The organism is Candidatus Bathyarchaeia archaeon (assembly GCA_041447175.1).
Classification (GTDB): domain Archaea; phylum Thermoproteota; class Bathyarchaeia; order Bathyarchaeales; family Bathycorpusculaceae; genus JADGNF01.
Genome location: CP166960.1, coordinates 1346860 through 1368059 on the forward strand (window position 1 = coordinate 1346860; position 21200 = coordinate 1368059).

The window sequence follows — 21200 nt, forward strand, 5'->3', positions numbered from 1 at the left end:
GATTTTAAACACTGGTTTTCTTTAGCACAAACACGCTTGCCGCAAAGAAAGCCACACCAAAGCCTATCAGCAACACATAGGATAGCCAAGGGAAAGCTTGACCTAAACCGGCTGCACGCAAGGTTTGACTCGCTGGAGTAAGGGGCAAGATGTAGAGCACCCATTTAGCGGCTTCAGGCATTGCATCTAAGGAGAAGAAGGTACCGCAAAGAAAAGTCATCGGCAGAATCACTAGACTGTTGAAGGTGCTCATGCCCTGATGCGAGTTTATCACCAACGCCACCAGCACACCAAACAGTGCAAACACAAAGCACGCCGTAAACAGACTCAGCAGAAAGACGGGGCTGACGATTATGGAGGGTTCAAGAAACAGCCCCACAAGCAGGATTGCCAAGGAGCTTATTAGCCCACGCACTACTCCAATCAAAGCTTTTCCAGTAACAATGGAATACAGGCTAACAGGCGACATCAGCAGTTCGTCGAAGCTTTTGTAGAAGAACCGGTCCACTTGAAGCTTGGAGGAGGCTCCGCTGAAACTGGTCGAAAAAGCCGTCAACGCAACAATGCCAGGGATAACGAACGCTAAGTAGCTGACGCCTTCAAAGCTGACGTCGCGTCCCAACCCGTAGCCAAAAGCCACCAGGTACAAAAGAGGCTGAATTAGGCTGGTGGCAACTACTGCGCGCCAGTGCCGCTTCAGATTTCGCAAATCCATCCACAAAACAGAATAAACATCACTAAGGGCAGTCAGCATTATGCGTCACCTACTCTTTGACCTGTTAACTCTACAAAGACATCTTCCAAGTTTGAGTCACGGATAGTCACGATTTTTGCCTCCGACCCCAAAGTCTGCACGTAAACATTGGCGCTGGCGCGGTCGGCAAAATACTTGTAACACGTCTCTTTGCCCACAAGGGATTCCACTGCAACCAACCCCAACTTTTCACGCAACGCCAACGGTGTATCCAACGCTATCAGTTGCCCATGATGCATGATACCTACGCGGTTGCAGAGGGCTTCAGCTTCCTCGATGTAGTGGGTTGTGAGGAAAATTGTGGTGCCATCCAGATTCAGGCGGCGCACCAAATCCCAAAGGCGACGTCGCCCTTGAGCATCCAGCCCTACTGTGGGTTCATCCAAAAACAGCACCTTCGGGTCATGCAGCAGAGAACTGACGATAGCGGCTCGTTTTTTCATGCCCCCCGAAAGCGTGTCAACCATGCGGTCAGCGTATTCGGTAAGCTCAACGTACTCAAGCAGCTCTTTGATACGGCGTTTCCGCTCTGCCCCACCCAAATGATGCAGGCGCGCATGGAACTCCATGTTTTCGCGTATGGTTAAATCGCGGTCTAAACTCAGGTGCTGCTGAGCTACGCCAATTACTTTTTTTACTTTGTCAGCCTTGCTCACCACGTCGTAGCCGTCTATCTGCACCGAACCAGACGTGGGTTTAGTGAGGGTAGTCATGACACGTATGGTGGTGGTTTTACCTGCACCGTTAGGTCCTAGGAAACCAAAAATTTCTCCTGAACGAACAGTCAAATCTAAGTTGTTGACGGCGTTTAATTTGCCGTAGGTTTTGGTTAGTTTTTCAGCGACTATGAATTCACTCAACTTCATCTCTCTCCCTTGTTTAAGTTGGGTTTTTTATGCCATCATGCTTTTTGAGTGCCTCAGCAACCGCAATTTTGGTTGTGGAGCCAATTAACTCGCCAATTTTGGTGTGCCCACTTGCCAACATGAGCGGTTTACCAAGTTTACCTGAAGCAACAATAACATTGTCGGTTCCGGTACCTGTTGCTTGGTTATTGCTGTAGGTACTTTGCACATCTAAATCTTGAAGGGCTGCGGTTTTGGCTTCGGTTGCCGTTATGACAGCACGCGCCATGGCACCTCCGCGTAAAGCAGCGTTGGTAAGAAGAATGACGTTTATTGTTCCTGCTCCAACAAATTTGCCGTTTCGCTCCACATAAGACGCCACATCCACGCCGGTTCGCAAAGCGTTGCCCTTTGCTCCTGCGGTGGCTAAACAGCAAACTGTTAATTCTTCATAGGTTTTTTCGCAGACTGCTAAGTTATCCATATCCACGCCTGTCCCCAAAAACGCAATAGACCGAGGAAGGATGCCCAAGGTTAAAGGGAAATCGTGTTTGTATGCACGGAAATTTTGCATTGTGTATTCGGAGAGTTTCAGTGGAGTGTAAGTGTTGCCGATGTAGGGCACTTTTTTGTAGCCGTCCAAAGTAGAAAGCACCCTGCGTGGCTCGCCAAAGCTGACAAGTAAAGTGTTTAGCCGAAAGCCCTTGTAGATGTGGTAGATTACTTTGGCGTCCACGTCCGTTAACGATGTTTTGATTTCTTTTTCACTCAATTTTTCGTTATAGTTATTCATTTTTTGGTCCAGTCCTTGTTATTTTCTTTTTTTCGCCTGACCTCCCAGTAAGCCCTCGACTTGCTGGGGAAGCGACGGTCGTTGTTGTTTCTTGATGTTCTCAGTAGCCAGTCACAGCCCGTGTTCAACGGTCACCTGCAACCCTTCAATTGTGTTATACTGCGCAGGGTTAACGTCTTTGAGACAATGCCATCGCCGACGGTCGTTGACCGTGCTAGGGCAAGGATAGAGGGCACAGTCTCTGTGGGAAATGGGGTGAAAGCTGCCCTGAGTTGCGTCATGACGTTCTTTCCGTTATGCATAGTTAACTGCAAGTTGAGCGTGCGACCGCAGTTTTCTTGCCTCAATTGCTTGGGACGTTAAGGGTAAAACCTGAGGACGCCCCAAAATTGAACTGGTTACTTTACAGCTGATGCCGTAAACCGCGTCAATGTTTTCTTCTGTTAATACCTCTTCAGGGGTGCCTAACGCGAAAATCTGTCCATGCCGCAACATCACCATTCGGTCGGAGAAACGGCTAGCCAAGTTCAAGTCGTGTATAGAAACGATAACTGAACGGTCATTGGTTTGAGTTAAGCTCTTGAGCATGCACAGAATCTCAAGTTGATGCTTTATATCAAGAGAGCTTGTGGGTTCGTCCAAAAGCAGAAACTGTGGCTGCTGAGCAAGGGCACGCGCCATGATGACTTTTTGTTGTTCACCGCCGCTGAGCTCACTGAAGTGCCGCATTGCTAACTCGCCGATTCCCAGAAAATCCAGTACTTCTGCAACTATCTCATTGTCTCGTTCGCTTAGGTTCCAGTGGATGTAGGGTTTTCTTCCCATCAACACGACATCGAAAACGGTGAAAGCAAACGCGCTTGTGGAGTTCTGAGGAACATACCCCATTATTTTAGAGAGCTCTTTTAGGCTGAGCTTCGTCGAGTCCTGCCCGTCAATTAGCACTGTGTTTTGCGTGGTTTTCAAGATGCGGTTTATGCATTTCAGCAGGGTGCTTTTGCCAGAGCCGTTTGGCCCTACGATGCTCAAAATTTCTCCGGGTTTCACCTCTATTTCGATTTCTTTTAAGACTTGAAATCCAGCGTAGCTGAACGAAAGTTTATTTATTTCAAGTTTCATCGCCAACTTTGCCTCCTTTTACTTACTAATATATAAATGAAGAATGGGACACCCAACAGCGAAGTCACAATTCCAACGGGTAACTCCGCGGGTTGAAGAATCAGCCTACCCACAGTGTCGGAGCATAAAAGCAAAACCGCACCAATCAAGGCGGCTGAGGGGATAAGGAATCGGTGGTCGCTTCCAATCAGCATTCGGGCAATGTGGGGTGAAATTAAGCAGACAAACCCGATGACTCCTGTGAAAGCGATTATTGTGGCAGTTGCCAAAGTCTCTAAAACCATGGTTATCGCGAGGACTCGTTTGGAGTTGACGCCTAGACTGGTCGCCACATCCTCGCCCATGCTTAAAACGTTGATGTTCCAAGATTGAAACACCATAAGAACCACCGTAATCACCACAATGGGTACAACAATCATGATGCTTTCCCAAGTTGCCGAGTTGAGTCCACCCATGAGCCAGAAAACCACCGCCCGCACGGCTTCATGTTCGGGGGCAATGTACTGAATGAGGGAGAGCAAAGCAGAGAACAGAAAACCTATAGCGACACCCGCCAAAATTATGGTTTCTGTCGATATGCCCCTTAAGCGGGCAATTCCATAAACAAGCAGCATAGCAAGCATGCTGAAAACAAAGGCGTTAGCAATAACCAAGTAGTTGCCGATTCCGGCAATGACGCCCACGCCGAAAACGATGGCTAGAGCGGCGCCAAACCCTGCGGCTGAAGAAATCCCCAGAATGTAGGAGGAAACAAGGGGATTGCGCAACACACCTTGCATTGTTGCCCCTGAAGCGGCAAGACCAGCTCCAGCGATAATTGCCAAAGCGATGCGGGGAAGCCGCAGGTCCATGATGATGGTTTGCGTAAGGCGGGTTCCAGGGTTGATTCCTAGGGTTGGGAAAAGCTTTGCGAAGATAACATGCATAGCCTCGTTGAAGCGTGGAGAACCAGCGCCGAGGCTAACTGAAACAACAATAGCTACAATTAAAGCTAAAAAGATGGAAACTATGGCAAGAATTTTGCGTTTCTTGCCTTTCTTGTAGAGGCTGTTTAGTTCAGCGGCTGTTGTCATGGGTATGCGTACACTCCTGAGATGTCAGCTCCGAAAAACTTTTGATTCACTTCCGAATTTAATGCTGCAGGGTCGATGTCTGCGAATAGGGTGGGCTGACACCATTTAGCCCAGTAGAGGTAGCCGACCACACAGCGGATTCCACCTCGTGCAACCCAATCGCAGACGTAGACCTTCCCGTTTTTGATGGCGTCAATATCACCCAAAGCTGGACGGTTCAGAATTGAGTCCCGAATAGCTATGAAGTCTGCTTCAACATGGTCAGGGCTGCTAACCATGTAAATTATGACTTCAGGGTTTTGCTCAACAACGAATTCCGCGCTCAGCACAGGAGCATATTCCGTCTGGTTTTCCGCAATGTTGATTCCGCCTGCTTGGTCTAAGCCAGGAGTCACAAAAGTGTTGTAGGGCTCATACCATTCAAGCATCACACGCGGTTTCTGGTCTGCAGTCAAGTCCACTAGGCGAGTTTTGACCAACTCGTTGTAGTGTTGCACGTATTCAACGTATTCTTGGGCGATGTCTTGGCTGCCAACAATTGAAGCCATCGTGCTGACAAGTTTACAGCTGAAGTCAATCACAGTCTCATTGGAGTGCGCAGTCGGCTCTGGGTCTGAGGGGTCCGCGATAAAGATGGGTACACCTGAGTCTCGCAGTTGATTCATGAGCACCTCGTTGTAGGGCAACATGGAGTCCGCAAACAAAATGTCAGGCTGCAACTCCAAAATCATCTCCACGTTGGGCAAATATGAGTTATCGGCAACGGCTGGGATTTCAAGAACTGAAGGGGGAAGGGTTGAGCTCTTGTCGCGTCCAACAAGTTTGTCTTCACAGTTGAGGGCGCATAGAATCTCGGTTAAGCCGGAGTTTATGCTGACGATGCGTTCAATTGGTTGGTTCAGCGTCATTTGGGTGCCTGCGCCATCGGTGACGGTGATGATTTCGGGGTAGGCGAAGGTGTTGTTTATGGTTACGCCGTAGAATTTCTGAATCATTTCTGCGTGTACTTCGGAGGGGTTAATGTCCGCGAAGAGGGTGGGGTGGAACCATTTTGCTAGGTAAAGCAAGCCTATGGCGCGGCGGCTGACTAGAGCGGTGTTTTTGATGATGTAGACTTTGCCGTCTTGGACTGCTTTGACTTCGTCCATGCCGGCGCGGTTCATGATGTTGCTTTGCAAAGTTGTGAAGTCTGAGAATTCTTCTCCGTCAAGGTAGGTGGACATGCGTAGGATTATGTCGGGGTTTTCGCCCAGGACGTATTCTGCGCTCATTTGGGGATTTTCTGTTGTGGCTGTTTCGGCGACGTTAATTCCACCTGCGGTGACAATCATTTCGTCGTAGGTGGAGTTTGGTCCTGAACTGAACCAGTCCATGTACCATTCAAAGAAGACGGTGGGTTTTTCTTCGCGTGTTAGGTTGGCAACTCGTTCCGTGACCAGATTCTCGTAGTACGTCTCGAAGGCGATGAGTTCTGCGGCTTTGTCTTCCGCTTCCAAGATTACGCCCAAGTTTTGTATGAACGAGTTGCGCCGTGGCGCCATGGACATTTCAATCATTACGGGTATGCCTGCGTTGCGGAACATGTCTTGGATTTCATCAGAGAGACCTTCATCGGCAATGACCAAGTCAGGCTCTAATTCAAGAACGAGTTCGGGGCTGACGCTAAAAGAGGTCTCGGCGACCACAGGCAAATCCAGCACGGATTGAGGCACAATGGCTTCTTCGTCGCTGGAAAGTTCGCTGCGTCCCGCGATTTGGTCTTGGCAGCCTAAAGCACAGATGAGGTCGGTGCCATCGATAGCCACTATACGTGTTAATGGAAGGGTCAACTCGATGGAGGTTCCGAGTTTGTCAACTACTGTTACGGTTTTTGGTTCGGGTGTAGGTGTTGGCGTTGGGGTAGGCGTTGCGGTTGGTGACGCTGTTGGTGTGGGGCTAGAAGTTGTGGTTGGAGTGGGTGATTGGGTGGTTGTTGGTGAGGGAGATGGTGAGGCGGTTGGAGAAGGTGAAGCGGAAGCAGTTGGGCTAGCAGTGGGTGCTACGGTGGGAGTAGCGGTTGGGGTAGCCGTTTGTGTTGGGGTAGGTGTTGAGGTGGGGGTTGGAGAGGGCGAGGGGGAAGATTCGGGAGAGGTGCTGAGAAGGGTGTATGACCCGTAAGCGGCGACGCCGATTACTGCGGCGATAATTACAATAGCGATAATTGTAGTTGTTTTATTCATCGATATCACCTCCCCAGGTAATTGTTCCAAGTGATTTCTGGACCAGAATCTAAGTTGCTTCGAACTGCCGAAGCGATGGGGGCGGCGTTAAGCTCTTCTAACCGCAGATAGCGCCCTTTCATTTCGTCACAAATCTGCTTCACAAGCCCAAACGTCAGGAAACCTCTCTCGGTGTCGATGGCGATGGCTTTTACGCCTGCGTAGCCTATTTCGCGGGCTGCTGCTTTTGCTTCTTCGACTGGGTCGCCGCCTTTGAGAGGAACATTAGCGCGTCCGTCTGAAACCAACGCGATTAGGGGTATGGCTTCTTTGTCGCGTTGTAAGTGTTCTTTTATGGTTTCAAGCCCAAGGGTTAAGCCATGTGCCATAGGTGTCCTTCCACCGGTGGGTAACCCAGTGAGGAATCGTTGCGCAAGTTCTACGCTGTTAGTTGGAGGAAGCACAAGTTCGGCTGTGTCCCTGCGGAAAACAACCATACCCACACGGTCCCGCCGCTGATACGCATCAAGCAATAACGACAAAACTGCGCCTTTCGTGGCGGTCATGCGCTCCTCCGCAGCCATCGAGCCGCTGGCATCAACAACAAACATGATGAGGTTGCCGACTTTTCGTTCACGCACTTTTTGACGCAAATCCGTTTTCTCTATCAAAAAGCCCTCAACATCGCCCGAGGCTGCTTTGCGTTGGCACTGAAATGGCGCGGCAACTCTTAGAGTAGCGTCAAACGCCAAATCTGTAACTGCACCTTTGGGTACAGCTGCTGCAACGTAGCGTCCCGTTTTTGAGCCACTTAGGCTTTTAGAACGACGCCCTGCGCCACTACGTTGAACTTCATCCAAAATTGGTTCAGAAATAGGCTTGACCTGATAGGGAGCATCTGCCTCAAAAACTGGTTCAGGTGCTTCTTCATCTTCCGATTTCTGCTCTTGCTCTTGATTTTCAGGGTTGCTATCCTGAGGAGCATCGTTCTGTTGCTGGGGTGGAGGGGGAGATTGCTGCTGTTGTTGTTTGTCGTGGTTTTGGTCCCATTTCTCGATGCTTTCTTGAATCTGTTGCTGCTCCAGTTTGGGCTCCTCAAAGGGTTGCCGTCTGCGCCTGTGCGCTAAAGCCAACTCTGCGGCTTCCTTAACGTCCTCTTCGAGAACGTCAGTTCTGCTGTTGTAGGCGGCGATGGTGCAGGCAGTCTTGTAAATTGTGATGTCGGCGCGGTGTCCGTCTACAGCTAAGTCCGTGCAGATTTGGGTAATCAAATCCAGCATGTCATCGTTTAGCTTCACTTGAGGAAGCAACCGCGTGGCGTCTATGATTTTTTGGCGAATTTTCTCTTGATTTTCAAGTTGTGAAGTGATGAATTCTGTGGGGTTGTTTTCAAATGCGATTCGTCGCCGTACGATTTCGGCTCTTGCCTCGCGGTAGGGAATTCCTTTAACTTCCACGGAGAGGGCGAAGCGGTCCAGTAGTTGAGGGCGGAGTTCGCCTTCTTCGGGGTTCATTGTGCCGACGAGAACAAATTCTGAGGGGTGAATAAATGAGACGCCTTCGCGTTCTACGTAGTTTACGCCCATGGCTGCGGCGTCAAGCAATACGTCGACTAAGTGGTCGTCGAGCAGGTTAACTTCGTCGATGTAGAGGATGTTTCGGTTTGCTGCGGCGAGTATGCCGGGTTCGAAATGTTTTTCGCCTGTTTTGATGGCTTTCTCGATGTCTAAGGTTCCGACGAGGCGGTCTTCAGTGGCTCCTACGGGTAAGTCTACGACGGAGACTGCACGTTTCTCTGTTGAGAGTTGTATACCTTGGGTTACTTTAGCACTGCAGGCACTGCAAAGGTCTTTTGGGCGTTGGGGGTCGCAGTGAAAGGGGCAGTCTGAGACGACTTGAACTTCGGGTAGTAAGTTAGCCAAGGCGCGGACGGCTAAGGATTTGCCTGTGCCTTTTTCGCCTCGCAGAAGAACTCCGCCTATTTTTGGGTTAATTACGTTTAGGATTAGGGCGAGTTTCATTTTTTCTTGGCCGACAATTGCGCTGAAGGGGTATGTTGTTTTGTTTCGCCAGTGCATGGGCTTTTTACCTCGCATGGTTGGATTATCCAACTATCACGCGGACTATGTAACTCGCTTTTTAATATAAACCTTAGTTTAACCATAGTTAATAACAAGTTGAACAACAAGAGGTTAAGAAAAAAGCAAAAAACACTCACAAACCCACCAAAGAAAACATATAAAACCCGACAAGGCTGGATTATCCACAAAAACAGCAGAGGACCAAAAATGGACTTAGTCATAGGCGCCGAAAAGACTCACGGTTGCGATCCCGTTGCATACCTCAAAGAAAAAAAACGAACTTTCGTTGTCGTGGACAAAAACTCCAACTCACCAATCATAAAAAAACACAACCTGCAAAAAGTGGACAAGATAAGCGGAGAAGGCAAGTTTTTTGTCCAAGGCGATGTACCCAAAGCTCTCGCTCTTTTGGAAGAGCTAAAACCAGAACACGTGTTTGCCACTTCGCCGGTACATATCGTCGCCGAGTTCGCAAAAACTAAGTTCAAGTTGGAACGGTGGGACGAAGCAATAAGTCCGATTCTGCCCTATTTGCCTGCAGGGTTGATTTTCCGGGTAGGAAAAGGCGAATTAGTGCTCAGCTTCAACCGAGACAAAGACTGCATTAAAAACTGTGAAGCCCCCGAAGTATTCACCCAAGAACAGCTCAGTAAGAGCTGCCCAGTAGGCCGCATTCGTCCCTGTACAATGGACCAACTGATGCGTTATGCCTGTCCAGAAGGGGTTATCCTGTTTAGCCACAGCATGATGCCAGGTTTGGGTGCATTTAAGGGTGAAGAAATTCTTGAGTTCTTCGAGTGGGCAAAAAACAAGCAAAAGTTTGTTGTTGGAACTTCATGTAATTGTCACGGCGTTTTCTGGGGATTCAAAAGAAGCGAAGAATGAAGCTGGAAAATTAGTTTGCCGCTGGGGCTAGGGTGGACCAGACCGTAGCCCCAACGGGTCTTGCTGACAGACGGCTTTCTACGATGGGCACGTTTGGAAGCCAAACCGTGACCTCAACGGAAACAGAGAGACCGACTGAGTCTCTGTACACGATTTGACTTATGGATGGATAATCCATCCAAGTATTTAAAACCTCCTTTAACTCAAGTTAAATTCAGGTTGAACACACTCGAAACGAAAAACACACCCTCAACAGGACGAGCACGCCCAATAACGGGCTAACGCCACCAGTGCATCTTCAAAAAGATGCTTATCAGGCACCACATCAACTTTAATTCCTAACTCAAGCAAAGTCTTTGCGGTCACGGGACCAATAGCAACCACAACAGCTTCACGATTTAACAGTTCAACAAAGTATAGCACCGATGCCCCCGCATTCACCATATCCAACAGGTTCCTAACACACATTGAACTGCCAAAGACAATGGCGTCAACACGCCTTGCCGACAAATCAGCCAAAAACCGCACCGCCAAGCCATCGTCACCTGGAAGAGCAGACTCGTACACGTAAACCTCCTCCACAAACGCCCCAAGCATAACCAGTGCCTCATTTAAAGCTGGGCTTGCTGCAGAAGTGCGAGGAATACACACACGTTTACCCTTAACGCCGCGAAGCTTAAGAAGCTCCAAAACGCCCTCTGAAGTATAAGTTGAAGGAACAGCGTCAACCCTAATTCCGTTGGCTTGAAGTTCCTGCGCAGTCCGTGGACCAACCGCAACAACCCAACACTCACTAAGCCCAGCTTTCAGCCCGGTTAGCTTTTTCATACGCTGTGCAGCATCCCGAATGTGGGTTACACCGTTGACGCTCATGAAAATGACATAGTCAAATTTGCGCTCCGTTAGAGCATCAATAACGTTTTTTGTGGGGACATCGTTGTTGGGGGTCCTAATTTCTATTGTAGGCAGAAAGTAGGGTACGCCACCCATTTCCCGTATAATTGTGGCTTCTTTTTCTGCCTGCCCACGTGGTCGAGTTATGGCTATGGTTTTTCCTTTTAGGGTTAGGTGGGGTTGAACCATGAAAGTTTCCTGCCTAAATTAACTACTTTGCCAACAACGATAACTGCTGGGGGCTGCACTTTTTGCGTTTGCGCCTCTTTTGCAATTGATTCAAGGGTACCCAAAACGGTTCGCTGGCGTTTAGAAGTTCCCCGCTCAATGATAGCTACAGGTGTGGATGAATCTAAGCCGCCCTCCAGCAGCGTCTGGGTTGTGGATGGTAAGGATTCGATGCCCATGAGAATCACAATCGTATCAACCGCCCCTGCCAGCTGACTCCAGTTAACAACTCTCGCATCTTCGCCCGCTTGATGCCCTGTAACGATGGCAACCGAAGAAGCAAAATCCCGATGCGTAAGCGGAATCCCAGCGTACATAGGCGCAACAACAGCCGAAGAAACACCAGGAACCACCTCAAAAACGACATGGTTTTCTGCCAAAGCTTCCGCTTCCTCGCCGCCCCTGCCAAAAATAAAAGGGTCCCCACCCTTCAACCGAACAACGTTCCGCCCAGCCAGCGCCTTCTCAACCAGCAAAGCAGTGATTTTTTCCTGCGGCACCACATGATTACCTGCCTCTTTACCGACATAGATTTTTTCTGCGCTATCGGGGATGAGGCTGATGATTTCTTCGCTGACCAGTCGGTCATAAATGACGACTTCGGCAGTTTGTAACAGTTCAGCGGCCTTAAGCGTCAAAAGTTTTGGGTCGCCTGACCCAGCGCCGACCAAGAAAACTTTACCAATCACCATATTTTTCTCTCCATTGCAACTCAATCTTTTTGGCACCCTGCTTTTCGAGGCTTGCCGCCACGGTTTTGCCCAATTGTTCGGCTTCATTGATTTTTCCTGAGGCAAACGCTTCAATTTTGCTTTGCCCATCCAAAGTGAACATGACACCGCGAAGCGACAGCCCAGTTTCGCTTGCTACGCCAACGGCGCCTATGGGAACGCGGCAGCCTCCGCCAAGCTGCAGCATGAGGGTGCGTTCAGCGGTTACTTCCGCCCGTGTCTGCCAGTGCTCAACAGTCTGCAGAAACTTTATGGTTGGGGAGTCATCTCTTCGGGCGACTACGGCTAAAGCGCCCTGCCCTGGAGCCGACGGAAACAGACTCAACGGAAACCGCTCAGAAATCCTGACTGCCAGCCCCATCCGTTGAAGCCCCGCCTCTGCCACGATAACGCCGTCAACTTCGCCACTTTCAACTTTACGTATGCGGGTGTCAACATTGCCTCGGATGGGTTGAACTTCAAGGTCGGGGCGTAAAAGTTTGACTTGAGCAAGTCTTCGGAGGCTTCCTGTGCCAATAACTGCACCTCTTTTGAGCTCGTTGAAGTGAAGGCGGTCTTTGGATATGAGCACATCACATGGTGAAGCCCGCTTGGGTACTGCTGCAACAACTGTGCCGGCTGCCTCCACCGTGGGGACATCTTTAAGGCTGGAAACAGCAAAGTCAACCTCTCCGTCAATAAGTGCTTGGTCGATTTCTTTTTCGAAAATGCCTCGGCTGTCTATGGTGAAGAGGGGTTTAGCGTTTTCTGTGTCACCCAACGTTTTAATTATTTTTAGGTCAAACTCCACATCTGGATGAGCCCGTTTGAGTTCTTCTAGGAACTGCTCAGTTTGCATCTTTGAGAGTTTGCTGCCTCGGGTGCCAACGGTAAACTTCATTTTAGTTGCTCCCATCGGTTTTTGATGCTGCATGCAATGCTTTGTCAAATGCGGCGATTGTGGAGTTTAAGTCGTCTGGAGTGTGAGCTGTGGAAAGGAAACAGGTTTCAAATTGGGCAGGCGGAATAAACACGCCTTGCCGTAGTAGTTCACAGAAGTACGCGTGGAATTTTTGGACGTTTGAGGATTTTGCGGTTGTCATGTCGTAGACGGGTTGGGCGGTGAAGAATATCTGAAACATTGATGCAAGGTTGTAGACCTGCGCGTCTGTGTGGTAGTTAGCCGCTGAATCTACAAGGGCGCTTTTTAATTCAGAGCAGCCTTTTTCCAGCGCAGGATATACCTCTTGGTGGTTATGCTTCAGGAGAGACAGAAGGGCGGTTCCTGCAGAAACTGAAATGGGGTTGCCGCTAAAAGTTCCGGCTTGGTAAACTTGTCCTGCAGGAGAAATGTTCTGCATGATTTCTTTTTTGCCCCCAAAAGCAGCAAGTGGAAAGCCGCCGCCAAGCACTTTTCCAAGGGTTGTCAGGTCCGGTTTTATGTTAAAGTATTCTTGGGCGCCTCCAAGTGCGAGCCTAAAGCCGGTAATGATTTCGTCAAAAATCAAAACTGCCCCATTTTCCCGAGTTATTTTTCTTAGGTAAGTTAAGTAGTCTCGGTTGGGCAGAATCAACCCTGCGTTGCCCATGACTGGCTCAGTGATGACTGCAGCTATTTGGTCGCCTTCCCGCCTAAATACCTCTTCCAATGCCTCGCAGCTGTTGTAGGGTAAAACGAGGGTGTTTTGGGTGGTTTCCTCTGGGACGCCAAGTGAAGTGGGAACCCCAAGAGTTGCCGCTCCTGAACCTGCTTTCACAAGAACGTTGTCATGGGAGCCGTGGAAGCAGCCTTCAAACTTGACAATTTTCTTTCTTTGGGTGAAGCCGCGGGCTGCTCTGATTGCGTGCATGGTTGCTTCGGTTCCTGTGTTAACAAGCCGCAACATCTCCAAACTTGGATAAAGGGTTTGAAGCTGTTCTGCAAAGGCAATTTCCTGCTCAGTTGGGACGCCGTAAATTGTTCCCTTCAGCAACTGCTCTTTAACTGCGTTTGCAATTTCGGGGTTTGCGTGTCCAAGTAACAAGGCGCCATAGGACATGCAGTAGTCTAAGTAGGGTTCCGCGTCTGCGCCGTAAAGTCGTGAACCTTGGGCGTGAGTGACAAAGAACGGGTTTGGCTGGAAGGCACGAACCGGGCTGTTTACGCCTCCCGAGAGAACTTTTTTGGCACGCTCAAACAGAGCCGCAGATTTGTTTTGCCTAACTATCGCTGCTGATTCAACCATGTCTTCACATCCTTAGCAAAATAGGTTATTATGAGGTCAGCGCCAGCCCGTTTGAGTCCAGTTAGAACTTCAAGAGCCGCTGCTTTTTCGTCTATCCAACCGTTTTGTGCTGCAGCTTTAATCATTGCGTATTCGCCGCTCACGTTGTAGGCCGCAACAGGCACGTGGAATCTGGATTTGACTAGGCTAACTATGTCCATGTAGGCGAGGGCAGGCTTTACCATGATTATGTCGGCGCCTTCGTCGATGTCCAGTTCTGCTTCCCGCAAAGCCTCGCTTGGGTTGCCATAGCTCATTTGGTAGCTTTTTCGGTCGCCAAACTTGGGTGTGGAGTCGGCTGCTTCGCGGAAGGGTCCATAGAAGCTGGAGGAGTATTTTACGGCGTAGGACATTATGGCGGTTTGGTCAAACCCTGCATCGTCTAAGCCTTCGCGTATTGCTTGCACTTGTCCATCCATCATGGCGGAAGGCGCCACCATGTCAGCGCCCGCTTGGGCTTGGCTGACGGCAGTTTTCTGCAGAAGCGTCAATGTTTGGTCGTTTTCCACGTCGCCATCTTTGATTACTCCGCAGTGTCCGTGGCGGGTGTATTCGCAGAGGCAAACATCCGTAATTACGACCAACTCGTCTCCGAACGCGTTTTTGAGCCTGCGGGTTGCCTGCTGAACAATGCCGTCGTCTGCAAAAGCTCCTGAACCTGTCGCATCTTTTTTCGCGGGCACACCAAAAAGCATAACCGCGCTCACGTCCTGTTCCGTTGCTTGTCTAACGTCCTCAACCACTTGGTCAAGGGGTAGTCTAAAGCAGCCAGGCATCGCTTGGATGGAAATTGGCGCCGTAGCTGTTTCATCTACAAACAGGGGATGAATCAAGTCGCTTGGGTTAACCACGGTTTTGTTCATGAGGCTCCGCATTGCGGGTGTTCGGCGAAGCCTGCGCAGTCTAACTGAGGGAAAACTCATTTCGGTATCTCCTTTAAAGTGATTTGTGCCTCCGCGATTTGGGTGGCTTTTTCTTTAGCCCCATCAAAGTTGCCCTGCTGCAAAAGCGCCTGAACCGCGGAGTCCTGAATTATGTCATAGAGCACTTTTCGGCGCAGTCTTTGGTCGGAAAACTTTGCTTTCAGAAGCCTCCTCATCTGGTCTTGCAGTTTTATTTGAAGCAGGTCCTCAGGCAGGATTGTTTGCTCAATTCGTTTCCGCAAAACGCTTGCCATGGCAGGGCTTTTGCCGCTGGTCGAAATGGCGATTCTTACGTCGCCAACCTTAGCTGTGGCGGGAAGATTGAAGTCACTTGCCCTGGGGTCTTGGGGGGCGTAAACCATGCACCCAACGGATTTAGCGTAGCTTACAAGCGCGGCATTAAGGTCAGGGTTACTGGTAACTGCAACCAGCAGGTCAGGCTTAGGTATGAGTTGGTCAAAGAAAGCTTGGGCGTCGTAGACTTTTTTTTGTTGAAGCTGAATTTTTCCTTGGTCATGCAGGGTTGCTATGCCTTCTGAAAAGGATTCGCTGACGACAAGGATATGTGCGCCTGCCTCCAAGAAGTCGCTGGTTTTCCTATAACTTTCCAAGCCGCCTCCAACTACGACGACATATTTTCCGTCAACTTTGAGGTCAACAAGCATCCGCTTTGAAGCCTCCTTTAGCCATTTTGAAGCTCGGGTTTTTTTCCAGAGCAGTTTTGAAGCTATCCATAAACGCGCGGTAATCCAATGTGGTTTGCGCAGTTGGTGCCGCGAGGCTGACAATTTCATCAAGGTTTATGGAGCTTTCCGCAAGTTCAACAGCTTTGGCGCCAAATTCCTCATAGCGGATTTCCACTTCGGGGATTGCACCGCGTCCCTCCAAGTTTATGCGGGGAACAATCCCAAGCAACTCGACATGGGCATTTGCAAAAGCCTGTTTCAGAAGCTCTCGGATTTCGTCGGTTAAGTAACTCATGCGCACCTTGTTTAGGATGACACCCACGATTTTTACGCCCATGCAGCGTAGAAGATTTATGTAACTGAGGCTGCTGACCAGGGCGCCTTCGATGCCTTCCTTCTCGCAACCTACAACCAAAACTGTCGGCACCCCCAAAGCCGCGGCGACCTCAGCAGTTGCGCTCGGTTTCTGGGCGTTATCCATCAGCAACCCCGTGAAGGCACTCATGGCGCCTTCGATTAGAACGAAGTCGTAATCTTTGCTTGCGCCATGTACTGCTTCTGGGGGGGCGGTCCAGCCGCTTGGCCCGATTTTTATGGAAGAGTAGCTTTTGACGGGTTCTTTGATGAGGTACAGGGCAGGCACAATGTCTCGTATGTCGCCCCCAACTTTAACCACGCCAACGTTGTAGCCTCGTTTTTTTAGGGCACCCGCCAACCCTGTGATAACCAATGTTTTTCCTGAACCACTAGCCAGAGCGGTCACCAGCAAACTTCGAGGGGTCTTCTGGGATGCGATGCCAGTGAAGACGCTTGAGGATATGCCGACTTCGCTTTTCATTTTCTTCTGCAGTTGCGCGTTTGCAGCACGGATTTTCAAGAGCTCCGCGTCGGTTATGTCCAGCGACTTGGCTATCCCCTGCACTATTGGAGGGTTTTGGTCAAGTAAAGAATGCATAATGACGCCCACTACGTTGCCTTCACGGCTGGCAACACCTGAAATGAGGTTTTGGGAGTCATTGCGGTAGTTGAGGCGTTTTGTATGAGATACAAGGATAGGCTTAGCGTTTTGGTGAAGTGTAATTTTGCCGTAGGTGTGGCAGTGAAACCCCGCCACTTCTGCGCCCACTTGGTCGGTTAAACAGCTTGCCCCAACCACGGTGGCTTTCACTTGGTCCGTGCAAATCAGGGGCTCAAAAGTTGCGTCTAACAAACCACACCCGTCTCGAACAATTGGCACTGCGGAGAGGCGTCCGATGTCGGTTCCGCGAGACAGAATCTGAAAGCCTGAGCATACGCCCAGCACGAATTTGCCTGCCTCTGCCATTTTCAGAACTTCCCGCTCAATTTTGCCTTTTGTTGTTTGGGATTCAACGAGGCTGCCGCCGGGGATGATAAGCATGTCTAACATGGTGGAGGCGGATTTTCCGTCGACGGTGCCGTCGGCGTGTACCAAGTCGGTTGGCAGGTTACCAAACATTTCAAAGCAGGGTAATGCTCCGGGCACGTAGACTAAGCCGATTCTGTGGTTCACATTTGTTCCCTTGACTGTCGTTGGAGTTACTTTACGATAAAGCTTATATTTAAGCTGGTCGGTTTATCCAACCATGCATTCCTTGGCACAAAACCTTGGCATAATAAACGTGAGAATCACCCACAAAACGGCTCACGTTCAACTGCTGGAGGCCGTAGCATTCAAGGACAAACAGAATGCTTACACCCAAGTGTGCTCGCTTAAAGGAGTCCAAGAAGCCGTAATTCTGCAAACATGCAACCGCACCGAACTCTACATGGTAAGCGAAGAGGCAGAAAAAACGGCTACATCCGCCATTGAATTCTTGGCAAACCGAACAAAAACCCAGAAGGAAAAAGCCACCCAAGCCATTGAATGCGCATTCGGTCACGAAGCCATTGGCCACCTGCTGCGGGTGACCTCAGGTTTGGAATCCATGGTTATAGGTGAGGAACAAGTCATTAACCAAGTCTGGAATGCTTTTCTGGAAGCAGAACAAGCCAGCGCCAGTGGACTTGTCCTTAAAACTCTGTTTAACCGTGCAGTAAACGTGGGTCGACGGGCAAGACGCGAAACCGCCATCGGCAAAGGCGCCGTCTCGGTGGGTTCTGCTGCAGTAGAGCTTGCCGAAAAGCTACTGGGATGCCTCAACCAAAAACAAATCCTAATCATGGGCGCAGGCGAAACAGGCACCCTTGTCGCCAAAGCCATGGCTAGACGCTGCTTAACCCCTGTGTTTATTGCCAACCGCACCTTCGAACGGGCTGAAAGGTTAGCAGAGGAACTTTGCGGCAGAGCCATCAGATTTAATGAACGCGGCGAGGCACTTAAAGAAGCAGATTTGGTTTTCTGTTCAACCTCTGCCCCACACTACCTGTTAACCAAACAACAAATCTCCAAATTCATCGAGGAACGACAAAACAAAACCGACCTCATAATCATTGATATTTCAAACCCGCGAAACGTTGAAGAATCCATCGAAACGCTCCCGAAGGTGAAGCTCTACAATTTAGATGATTTAACGTTAATTGCGGAACGCAACAAGGAGGAACGCAAAAAAAGCGTTCAAGAAGCCTCCGCAATAGTCGAGGAAGAAGCTGCCTGGTTGGAGCGCGCCCTAAAGGCAGATTCGGTACGGGAAATTATTTCGGCGCTGCTTTCGCAAACCGAAGAAACCCGGCAGAAAGAGCTTGCCAAAGCCTTCACCATGATGGGAGATGTAGATGACCGGGAAAAAAAAATCGTCGGCGACTTAACATGTGTTTTACTTAAGCAGATGTTTCTACCCGTTATTGAAAATCTACGAAGAGCCGCCCTAAACGACGATTCAGAACTTATTGAAGTTGCAATGAAATTATTCGAAATTAAAGAAAATTAAATTAAAACAGTAAGAGGAAGACAGATGGAAAACGTCGGATTAGTCCTGATAGGACACGGTAGCAAACTCCCCCATAACCGGGAAAACATAGAAAAATTAGCAGAGATTCTGCGGAAAAGAGGCAACTTTGAGGTAGTGGACATAGCTTTTATGGTGCGAAACACCCCAACAATTGCCCAAGCCATAGAAGCCATAGCCGAGAAGGGGGTCAAAAAAATTGTGCTCATCCCCGCGTTTCTTGCCCCAGGAGTCCACACCACCCAAGAAATCCCCGAGTTGATCGGCATCAAAAATGAGGAGTTGCAGCTTTCCGCCAAGGGGATTGAGGTAATTTACGGGGAACCTATCGGGTCAGATGAACGTTTAGCGGATATTCTGGAAGAAAAAGCCCTCAAAGTCATAGGTGAAAAAACACCAAAGGCAGATACTGCACCGTACGGCGCAAATGCCCCCGCCGCTTCGAAACAACTTTACGAGGATAGCATGAAACTGATTCGACCTCAAATTGCAGACGTATTGGCAAAAGCGCCAAAAGAGCAGGCGCCCGTCATTGAGCGGGTGGTTCACGCAACAGCCGACCCTGAATACGCAAAGCTGCTGGTTATCAGCGACCAAGCCGTAAAAGCAGGCATAGCAGCCATCCAGACAGGGGCAAAAATCGTAACCGACGTGAAAATGGTGAAAATGGGCATCAACGAGGCACGGGTGAAAAGGTTCGGCGGCAAAATCGTCACTTACATTGATGAAGAAGAAGCCACAAACGTAGCTAACAACGAGTTTGTCACCCGATCCGTTGCTGCAACACGCCTAGCCGTAAACGATGGGCTTGACGGCGCGGTTTTTCTCATTGGAAACGCCCCCACCGCCGCCTTTGAATTAGCCGAAGCAGTAAAGCAAGGCAAAGCTAAACCCGCATTAATTGTTGCCGTGCCTGTGGGGTATGTTGGCGCAGCCGAATCCAAAGATGCCGTAGCCGAATTGCCTGTTCCATACATAATCACGAAGGGACGTAAAGGCGGAAGCACCATCGCCGTAGCAATCTTTAACGCGCTGCTGGCGATGGCTGAAGCGTCAAAAGGGAACTAAAATGCCCCGATTTCTAAAGTATGGCATCAGCACTGGAGCGTGTGCGGCAGCCGCAGCCAAAGCCGCCGTAATCACGTTAACAAAAGAGTGTGTGGAACGCGTGGTTATTCCCACGCCAATTGGCATCCGCTTTGAAATACCAGTTAAATCCTGCAGCAAACAAAACGACCAGGCAACGGCAACCGTGATTAAGGATGCAGGTGAAGACATCGACGTAACCGACGGCATAGAAATAACCGCCAACGTCCAACTAACTGACGACGGCGAAATCATCATAACAAGCGGAGAAGGCGTCGGGAAAGTCACCAAACCAGGCTTACCAATTCCTGTGGGGGAGCCAGCGATTAATCCTGTGCCGCGAAAAATGATTACCGAAGCCGTCCAAGAAGCGCTGCCCCAAGGAAAAGGCGCAAAAGTCACTGTTGTAGTTCCCGAAGGCGCAAAGGTTGCCGAGAAAACGTTTAACGCCAAACTGGGCATCGTGGGCGGAATCTCAATTTTGGGCTCAACAGGCGTGGTCAAGCCGCTGTCGCTTGAAGCTTGCCGCCGTTCACTGGTGCCCCAAATAGACGTAGCTGTTTCCCGCGGCTACAGCAGGGTGTTCTTTGTGCCGGGCAACATCGGCGAAAGAATAACCAAACAGCTGTTCACTGTGGCGGATGAGCAGATTGTGCAGACGGGCGACTTTGTGGGGTTTATGCTGGAGAAAGCCGCTGAGAGGGACGTCAAGGAAATCATGTTTTTGGGGCATTCGGGCAAGATGGTGAAGTTGGCGGCGGGGATTTTTAATACGCATTATCGGATGGGGGATGCGAGAAATGAAGTTATCGCTGCATACGCGGCTTCAGAGGGCGCTGACCAGAAAGCGGTTAACACAATTTTGCAGGCGAACACAACAGAAGAAGCAACCGAACTGCTAAACAAATTGGGTTTAACACGAGTCACATATGACAAAATCGCCCAAAGAATTCACGCTCGGGTCACAGACCGAGTGAAAAGCAAAATCAAGATTGGCATTATAATTGTATCCATGGAGGGCAAGGTTTTGGGGGCAGACGAGAACGCTAAGAGGCAGGAGCCATGGCTAAACTCCTCATAGTCGGCGTGGGTCCCGGCGCCCCCGACTACGTGACCCCCACGGCACGTAAAGCCGTGCAGCAAGCGCAAGTGGTTGCAGGCGCAGAACGCAACCTGAGGCTATTTCAGGAAGAAATCAAAGGCGAAACCCTAACATTAACAGCCAAAAACTTTGAAGAAAACCTCTCACAAGCTGTTGATTATGCCAGAAACGGAAAAACCGTTGCACTTCTCTCCACAGGCGACCCCGGATTCTCAGGGCTTTTGGGTTCTTTGCTAAGAAGACAACTAATCAAAAATGTAGACATTGAAGTTGTTCCCGGCGTAAGCTCCATTCAGGTTTGCGCAGCAAAACTTTGCTTAAACTGGGACAACGCACGCCTATTCACATTCCACAATAATACAAGTAAGGAAAAGAAACGTGAGCTTTTCCAGGCTGTCAAGGCGGGCAAAACCGTGCTTGTGCTGCCTGACCCGAACACTTTTACGCCCTCAGAAATCGCAGCTTTCCTTCTCGAAGAGGGGGCAGACAAAAAAACCTCCGTTGCAGTGTGCACAAATTTGACGCTGCCCAACGAGAAAACCGTTAAGGCAACATTGGATGAGGTTTCAAAGCAAAAGTTTCCGCCGCTATGTGTAGTGGCAATTAACAGCAATTCACAGTAACCAAACCAATAATAGGTTACAGTAGAGGCC

The 21200-nt window shown here is 49.7% G+C and carries 20 protein-coding genes; 5 read left to right on the forward strand and 15 right to left on the reverse strand.

Annotated elements, in window-relative coordinates; translation table 11 throughout:
- Positions 1-4: 4 nt before the first annotated feature.
- From ACBZ72_07040 to ACBZ72_07070, 7 genes are all read right to left on the reverse strand, one after another.
- Positions 5-754, reverse strand: coding sequence for an ABC transporter permease (locus ACBZ72_07040; GenBank protein XES78621.1), 750 nt, complete (start codon positions 752-754; stop codon positions 5-7).
- On the reverse strand, positions 754-1614 hold the full coding sequence (locus ACBZ72_07045; GenBank protein XES78622.1) for an ABC transporter ATP-binding protein: 861 nt from the start codon (positions 1612-1614) through the stop codon (positions 754-756). The genes ACBZ72_07040 and ACBZ72_07045 overlap by 1 nt, the downstream gene beginning before the upstream one ends.
- Before the next feature lie 19 nt (positions 1615-1633).
- Positions 1634-2392 carry an adenosylcobinamide amidohydrolase gene (locus ACBZ72_07050; GenBank protein XES78623.1) on the reverse strand — a complete coding sequence of 253 codons (759 nt, stop codon included), beginning with the start codon at positions 2390-2392 and terminating at the stop codon, positions 1634-1636.
- Between the two features lie 294 nt (positions 2393-2686).
- Positions 2687-3511 carry an ABC transporter ATP-binding protein gene (locus ACBZ72_07055; GenBank protein ID XES78624.1) on the reverse strand — a complete coding sequence of 275 codons (825 nt, stop codon included), beginning with the start codon at positions 3509-3511 and terminating at the stop codon, positions 2687-2689.
- Positions 3508-4584, reverse strand: a complete 1077-nt coding sequence (locus tag ACBZ72_07060) for a FecCD family ABC transporter permease (GenBank protein XES78625.1) — start codon at positions 4582-4584, stop codon at positions 3508-3510. The genes ACBZ72_07055 and ACBZ72_07060 overlap by 4 nt, the downstream gene beginning before the upstream one ends.
- On the reverse strand, positions 4581-6803 hold the full coding sequence (locus tag ACBZ72_07065) for an ABC transporter substrate-binding protein (GenBank protein ID XES78626.1): 2223 nt from the start codon (positions 6801-6803) through the stop codon (positions 4581-4583). The genes ACBZ72_07060 and ACBZ72_07065 overlap by 4 nt, the downstream gene beginning before the upstream one ends.
- 5 nt (positions 6804-6808) lie before the next feature.
- Positions 6809-8878: a putative cobaltochelatase gene (locus tag ACBZ72_07070; protein ID XES78627.1), complete on the reverse strand. Its 2070-nt coding sequence runs from the start codon at positions 8876-8878 to the stop codon at positions 6809-6811.
- A gap of 192 nt (positions 8879-9070) precedes the next feature.
- Here ACBZ72_07070 and ACBZ72_07075 point away from each other — a divergent pair, with 192 nt between their 5' ends.
- Entirely contained in the window at positions 9071-9748 is a 678-nt protein-coding gene (locus ACBZ72_07075) for a hypothetical protein (GenBank protein ID XES78628.1), read from the forward strand.
- Positions 9749-9758: 10 nt separating this feature from the next.
- Here the strand turns inward: ACBZ72_07075 and ACBZ72_07080 are convergent, their stop codons facing one another.
- From ACBZ72_07080 to ACBZ72_07115, 8 genes are all read right to left on the reverse strand, one after another.
- Entirely contained in the window at positions 9759-9926 is a 168-nt protein-coding gene (locus ACBZ72_07080) for a hypothetical protein (GenBank protein XES78629.1), read from the reverse strand.
- Between the two features lie 71 nt (positions 9927-9997).
- Entirely contained in the window at positions 9998-10831 is an 834-nt protein-coding gene (locus ACBZ72_07085; GenBank protein ID XES78630.1) for a uroporphyrinogen-III synthase, read from the reverse strand.
- On the reverse strand, positions 10813-11562 hold the full coding sequence (cobA, locus tag ACBZ72_07090) for a uroporphyrinogen-III C-methyltransferase (protein ID XES78631.1): 750 nt from the start codon (positions 11560-11562) through the stop codon (positions 10813-10815). Before cobA ends, ACBZ72_07085 begins: the two co-directional genes overlap by 19 nt.
- Positions 11549-12481: a hydroxymethylbilane synthase gene (hemC, locus tag ACBZ72_07095; GenBank protein ID XES78632.1), complete on the reverse strand. Its 933-nt coding sequence runs from the start codon at positions 12479-12481 to the stop codon at positions 11549-11551. Before hemC ends, cobA begins: the two co-directional genes overlap by 14 nt.
- A gap of 1 nt (position 12482) precedes the next feature.
- Positions 12483-13805, reverse strand: coding sequence for a glutamate-1-semialdehyde 2,1-aminomutase (hemL, locus tag ACBZ72_07100; protein XES78633.1), 1323 nt, complete (start codon positions 13803-13805; stop codon positions 12483-12485).
- Positions 13784-14767 carry a porphobilinogen synthase gene (hemB, locus tag ACBZ72_07105; GenBank protein XES78634.1) on the reverse strand — a complete coding sequence of 328 codons (984 nt, stop codon included), beginning with the start codon at positions 14765-14767 and terminating at the stop codon, positions 13784-13786. The genes hemL and hemB overlap by 22 nt, the downstream gene beginning before the upstream one ends.
- Positions 14764-15432 (reverse strand): bifunctional precorrin-2 dehydrogenase/sirohydrochlorin ferrochelatase, encoded by a 669-nt coding sequence (locus ACBZ72_07110; protein XES78635.1) that lies wholly within the window; start codon positions 15430-15432, stop codon positions 14764-14766. Before ACBZ72_07110 ends, hemB begins: the two co-directional genes overlap by 4 nt.
- Positions 15422-16984, reverse strand: coding sequence for an AAA family ATPase (locus ACBZ72_07115; protein ID XES78636.1), 1563 nt, complete (start codon positions 16982-16984; stop codon positions 15422-15424). Before ACBZ72_07115 ends, ACBZ72_07110 begins: the two co-directional genes overlap by 11 nt.
- A gap of 82 nt (positions 16985-17066) precedes the next feature.
- Between ACBZ72_07115 and hemA the strand changes: the two genes are divergently transcribed.
- Genes hemA through cbiE form a run of 4 tightly spaced genes read left to right on the forward strand, consistent with a single transcriptional unit; the run spans position 17067 to position 21170 of the window.
- Entirely contained in the window at positions 17067-18341 is a 1275-nt protein-coding gene (hemA, locus tag ACBZ72_07120; protein XES78637.1) for a glutamyl-tRNA reductase, read from the forward strand.
- A 24-nt stretch (positions 18342-18365) separates the two neighbouring features.
- On the forward strand, positions 18366-19427 hold the full coding sequence (gene cfbA / locus ACBZ72_07125; protein XES78638.1) for a sirohydrochlorin nickelochelatase: 1062 nt from the start codon (positions 18366-18368) through the stop codon (positions 19425-19427).
- Position 19428: 1 nt separating this feature from the next.
- The gene (gene cbiD / locus ACBZ72_07130) at positions 19429-20526 is read left to right on the forward strand and encodes a cobalt-precorrin-5B (C(1))-methyltransferase CbiD (GenBank protein ID XES78639.1); all 1098 of its coding nucleotides are present in this window, start codon (positions 19429-19431) and stop codon (positions 20524-20526) included.
- Complete coding sequence (cbiE, locus tag ACBZ72_07135; protein ID XES75955.1) at positions 20508-21170, forward strand: precorrin-6y C5,15-methyltransferase (decarboxylating) subunit CbiE; 663 nt, start codon at positions 20508-20510, stop codon at positions 21168-21170. Before cbiD ends, cbiE begins: the two co-directional genes overlap by 19 nt.
- Positions 21171-21200: the final 30 nt, after the last annotated feature.

Bases quoted from the DNA above. Each gene is read 5' to 3' on its own strand.
- ACBZ72_07040 (XES78621.1), bottom strand. From the start codon at position 754: ATGCTGACTGCCCTTAGTGATGTTTATTCTGTTTTGTGGATGGATTTG.
- cbiD (XES78639.1), top strand. From the start codon at position 19,429: ATGCCCCGATTTCTAAAGTATGGCATCAGCACTGGAGCGTGTGCGGCA.
- ACBZ72_07070 (XES78627.1), bottom strand. From the start codon at position 8,878: ATGCGAGGTAAAAAGCCCATGCACTGGCGAAACAAAACAACATACCCC.
- ACBZ72_07055 (XES78624.1), bottom strand. From the start codon at position 3,511: ATGAAACTTGAAATAAATAAACTTTCGTTCAGCTACGCTGGATTTCAA.
- ACBZ72_07050 (XES78623.1), bottom strand. From the start codon at position 2,392: ATGAATAACTATAACGAAAAATTGAGTGAAAAAGAAATCAAAACATCG.
- ACBZ72_07065 (XES78626.1), bottom strand. From the start codon at position 6,803: ATGAATAAAACAACTACAATTATCGCTATTGTAATTATCGCCGCAGTA.
- ACBZ72_07110 (XES78635.1), bottom strand. From the start codon at position 15,432: ATGCTTGTTGACCTCAAAGTTGACGGAAAATATGTCGTCGTAGTTGGA.
- hemL (XES78633.1), bottom strand. From the start codon at position 13,805: ATGGTTGAATCAGCAGCGATAGTTAGGCAAAACAAATCTGCGGCTCTG.
- hemB (XES78634.1), bottom strand. From the start codon at position 14,767: ATGAGTTTTCCCTCAGTTAGACTGCGCAGGCTTCGCCGAACACCCGCA.
- ACBZ72_07085 (XES78630.1), bottom strand. From the start codon at position 10,831: ATGGTTCAACCCCACCTAACCCTAAAAGGAAAAACCATAGCCATAACT.
- cobA (XES78631.1), bottom strand. From the start codon at position 11,562: ATGGTGATTGGTAAAGTTTTCTTGGTCGGCGCTGGGTCAGGCGACCCA.
- cbiE (XES75955.1), top strand. From the start codon at position 20,508: ATGGCTAAACTCCTCATAGTCGGCGTGGGTCCCGGCGCCCCCGACTAC.
- ACBZ72_07075 (XES78628.1), top strand. From the start codon at position 9,071: ATGGACTTAGTCATAGGCGCCGAAAAGACTCACGGTTGCGATCCCGTT.
- ACBZ72_07060 (XES78625.1), bottom strand. From the start codon at position 4,584: ATGACAACAGCCGCTGAACTAAACAGCCTCTACAAGAAAGGCAAGAAA.
- hemC (XES78632.1), bottom strand. From the start codon at position 12,481: ATGAAGTTTACCGTTGGCACCCGAGGCAGCAAACTCTCAAAGATGCAA.
- cfbA (XES78638.1), top strand. From the start codon at position 18,366: ATGGAAAACGTCGGATTAGTCCTGATAGGACACGGTAGCAAACTCCCC.
- ACBZ72_07080 (XES78629.1), bottom strand. From the start codon at position 9,926: ATGGATTATCCATCCATAAGTCAAATCGTGTACAGAGACTCAGTCGGT.